Below are 3,436 nucleotides of genomic sequence, written 5' to 3'. Positions count from 1 at the left end.
TCGTCCTGGTGGAGGGCGCCGGCGGGCTGCTGGTCCGCTACGACGACGAGGGCAGCACCGTTGCCGACCTCGCCCGTACGCTGGCCGCGCCGGTGCTGCTGGTCAGCGAGGCCGGGCTCGGCGCGCTCAACACCACCGCGCTGACCCTGGAGGCGCTGGCCAACCGTGGGCTGGAACTCGCCGGGCTCGTCATCGGCTCCTGGCCGGCCAACCCCGACCTCGCCTGTCGCTCGAACATCGTGGACATGGAGATACTCGCCGCGCGTCCACTCGCCGGAGCGGTGCCAGCGGGAGCGGGGCACACCGACGCCGCGGCGTTTCGCGCCACCGCCCGGGCCTGCCTGGCGCCCGCTCTCGGCGGCACCTTCAACGCCCACGACTTCCGAGAGAGTCACAGACCGTGACTCATCTCGGTCCGTCAGCCATCCCGGGGACCTCGCGGACCTGGGCCACCCGGATCCTCGGACGAATCGACGGTCCGTAACCTATCTACCACAGGGAGACCGCTTTGCCGCCGTCAGTAGTCACCGTGCCCGTGCCCTCGCCGACGCAACCGCCGACACCGGCCCGGCCGGCGGCTGACCAGCCAGCAGTCGACCAGCCGACAGCCGTCGGGCGACCCGGCGGGAACGCGCCGGTCACCGACATTCTCCAGGTCGCCCGTGAGCAGGTGCTGGAGCGTGGCCAGGGACTCTCCACCGAACAGATTCTTCAGGTGCTACAGCTCGACGACGACCGGATCGGCGAGGCACTGGCGCTGGCGCACGAGGTGCGGATGCGCTGGTGCGGCCCGGAGGTCGAGGTCGAGGGGATCGTCAGCCTCAAGACCGGCGGTTGCCCGGAGGACTGCCACTTCTGCTCCCAGTCCGGCAAGTTCGACTCACCGGTGCGCTCGGTCTGGCTGGACGTCCCGTCGCTGGTCGAGGCCGCGAAGGCGACCAGGGAGACCGGCGCGACCGAGTTCTGCATCGTCGCCGCCGTCCGGGGACCGGACAAGCGTCTGATGAGCCAGGTTCGGGCGGGGGTCGAGGCGATCCGCGCCGCCGTCGACATCAACATCGCCTGCTCGCTCGGGATGCTCACCCAGGAACAGGTGGACGAGCTCGCCGCGCTGGGCGTCCACCGCTACAACCACAACCTGGAGACGGCACGCTCGCACTTCCCCCAGGTCGTGACCACGCACAGCTGGCAGGAGCGGTGGGACACCTGCGAGATGGTGCGGGCCGCCGGCATGGAGCTGTGCTGCGGCGCCATCATCGGGGTCGGTGAGACGCTGGAGCAGCGGGCCGAACTCGCCGGCCAGCTCGCCGCGCTGGAACCCGACGAGGTCCCGCTGAACTTCCTCAACCCGCGGCCGGGCACACCGTTCGCCGATCTTTCGGTGGTCGGCCCGAAGGAGGCGTTGCGCACCATCGCCGCGTTTCGGCTCGCGCTGCCGCGCACCATCCTGCGCTACGCCGGCGGACGCGAGATCACTCTTGGCGATCTCGCTGTCGACGGGATGCTCGGCGGCATCAACGCGGTCATCGTCGGCAACTACCTCACCACGCTGGGACGGCCCGCCGAGGCAGATCTTGAAATGCTCGCCGACCTGAAGATGCCCATCAAGTCCATGCAGTCCACGTTCTGATCACAGGCTGTCCCGGTCGTTGCGGGCTGGGCCGCAACGACCGGGACGACCGAGGCGCAGGGCGCGCCGGTGGAGCCGCGACCGGCCGCGCGGTGGTGGGTGGCGGGCCGGCGGGTCCGGGTAGAACGGCCGAGGGTAGAACATCGGCTGGGCCGCTCGATGTTCTACCCTCGGAAGCATGACTACCGAGGGTCAGAGGCGTCACGATCACTCTTCTGCCGCGCCCGGGGCGCCGACAGACCGCCGGCAGCCTGATCATGCTTCTGTCGCCCTCGGGGCCCCTCCCGGACCGGCACAGCCGATCCGGGAGGTCCGGCGCAGCCCACTCCCCGGGTCGCCCGGTGCGGCGGAGACGACCTTCTGCGACCGGTGCGGGCGGCCGCTGGCCGACAGCGGGCACGACACCTGCGTCCAGGCCCGGTTGCTGGAACCGCCACGGTTCTGCCAGACCTGCCGGCGGCGGATGATCGTCCAGGTCACCCCGACCGGCTGGACGGCCAGCTGCGTCGAACACGGCACGATCGCGGGCTGACCCCCAGCCCACTCGTCTCCGGGCCCGCTCGTCACAGGCCTGACGGTCAGGCCGCCGGAAGCTGGTCGAGGAGTGCGATCAGATCGCCTTCCTGAACGACGTCCCCTTCCCGCACGGCGATCTGGGCGACCAGGCCGCCGTCCTCGCTGAGTACCGGGATCTCCATCTTCATGGAGTCGAGAATCACCAGCGTGCCACCGGCCGACACGGTGTCCCCGACACCGACCACGACCTTCCACACGTTGGCCACCATCTCAGCCCGAACTTCCTCGGCCACGGCTCCCCTTCCCTGTTCCGAGCGTTCCCGCTCCGGCGCGGACATGTGCACAGCGTGAGCGTAGTGTGCGTCGACGCCCGACCGCTGCGCGCCACGTCGACAAAGAAAGTCCCTGTTCGACCACCGATCCACCCAATTTCTTGACACGGTGGTAACAACTCCCGCCCCAGGCTCCCTCCGAGCCCACCAACGATCTTCGCTGGACGGACGGGAAACCGGCGCGGGCGGCCAGGCCGCACAGCCGGGGACGCGGCAGCGGAGAACCCGCGACGGCGACCCGGACATGCCGGAATGCCACGCCTGCGATCGAAGACCCCGCGGACAACGCACACTACGAGTGTGTTCGTTCTCCTTGTGCTTGCCCTGGTGGGCGGTGTCACCGTGGGACTGATCCGCGGTGGCACGCTGGACGCTCTGGTTCGTGTCTATGTGTCACGCCCGTGGATGTTCGTGGCCACGATTGCGGCCCTGAGCGTGAGCCGGTTCATCCCCGGCCTGTACGCGGCCGCGTGGGTACTGGCCACGGTGGCGGTCGCGCTGTTCGCCGCGGCGAACTCCCGGCTGCCCGGCGTCGGCCTGCTGTGGGCCGGGATCGCGCTGAACACCGTCGTGATCCTCGCCAACGGCGGTCAGATGCCGGTGTCACTGTGGGCGGCCGAACGGGCCGGCGTGTCCGCCAGCGAGATATACGCCTCCGCCCAGCACACACCGGGCGATGACAACACCGTCCTGCGCCCGGCCACCGACGTGATCCCGCTGGCGTTCCCCGGCGCGGGGGCCGTCATCAGCATCGGCGACGTCCTGGCCGCCGCCGGCGTCGGCATGTTCGGCGCGGTCGCGCCGGTACGGGCCCGCCGAACCCTGGAGTCCCGCCTTACCCCCAAATAGCGGCTTTGCCGCTATTTGGGGACCCCTGGCGGAGTGGCTGGTCGTCGCGTGGGCTTATCGATCATCTGATGATGATCGATAAGGAAAAGGAGTGGGGCGTCCAGGGGGC

At 69.9% G+C, this 3,436-nt stretch carries 5 protein-coding genes; 4 read left to right on the top strand and 1 reads right to left on the bottom strand.

Annotated elements, in window-relative coordinates; all coding sequences use genetic code 11:
• The 3 genes from bioD to CM1CMNOD_RS04380 form a co-directional block, all read left to right on the top strand.
• A partial coding sequence (gene bioD / locus CM1CMNOD_RS04390; protein WP_131773846.1) for an ATP-dependent dethiobiotin synthetase BioD occupies positions 1 to 404 on the top strand: 404 nt, incomplete at its 5' end.
• 104 nt (positions 405 to 508) lie between these two features.
• On the top strand, positions 509 to 1,630 hold the full coding sequence (gene bioB / locus CM1CMNOD_RS04385) for a biotin synthase BioB (RefSeq protein ID WP_013872455.1): 1,122 nt from the start codon (positions 509 to 511) through the stop codon (positions 1,628 to 1,630).
• A 178-nt stretch (positions 1,631 to 1,808) separates the two neighbouring features.
• Positions 1,809 to 2,162: a hypothetical protein gene (locus CM1CMNOD_RS04380; protein ID WP_013872454.1), complete on the top strand. Its 354-nt coding sequence runs from the start codon at positions 1,809 to 1,811 to the stop codon at positions 2,160 to 2,162.
• Positions 2,163 to 2,208: 46 nt separating this feature from the next.
• On the opposite strand, the gene CM1CMNOD_RS04375 is transcribed toward CM1CMNOD_RS04380, so the two are convergent.
• Complete coding sequence (locus CM1CMNOD_RS04375; protein WP_013872453.1) at positions 2,209 to 2,439, bottom strand: biotin/lipoyl-binding carrier protein; 231 nt, start codon at positions 2,437 to 2,439, stop codon at positions 2,209 to 2,211.
• Positions 2,440 to 2,778: 339 nt separating this feature from the next.
• On the opposite strand from CM1CMNOD_RS04375, the gene CM1CMNOD_RS04370 reads away from it, so the two are divergent.
• On the top strand, positions 2,779 to 3,327 hold the full coding sequence (locus tag CM1CMNOD_RS04370; RefSeq protein WP_050803332.1) for a DUF5317 domain-containing protein: 549 nt from the start codon (positions 2,779 to 2,781) through the stop codon (positions 3,325 to 3,327).
• The last annotated feature ends 109 nt before the right edge of the window (positions 3,328 to 3,436 follow it).

The organism is Protofrankia symbiont of Coriaria myrtifolia, from assembly GCF_900634755.1.
In the GTDB taxonomy this organism is placed as follows: domain Bacteria; phylum Actinomycetota; class Actinomycetes; order Frankiales; family Frankiaceae; genus Protofrankia; species Protofrankia coriariae.
The sequence above is the reverse complement of the archived record's forward strand: the minus strand, read 5'-3'. Positions and strand labels throughout refer to the sequence as shown.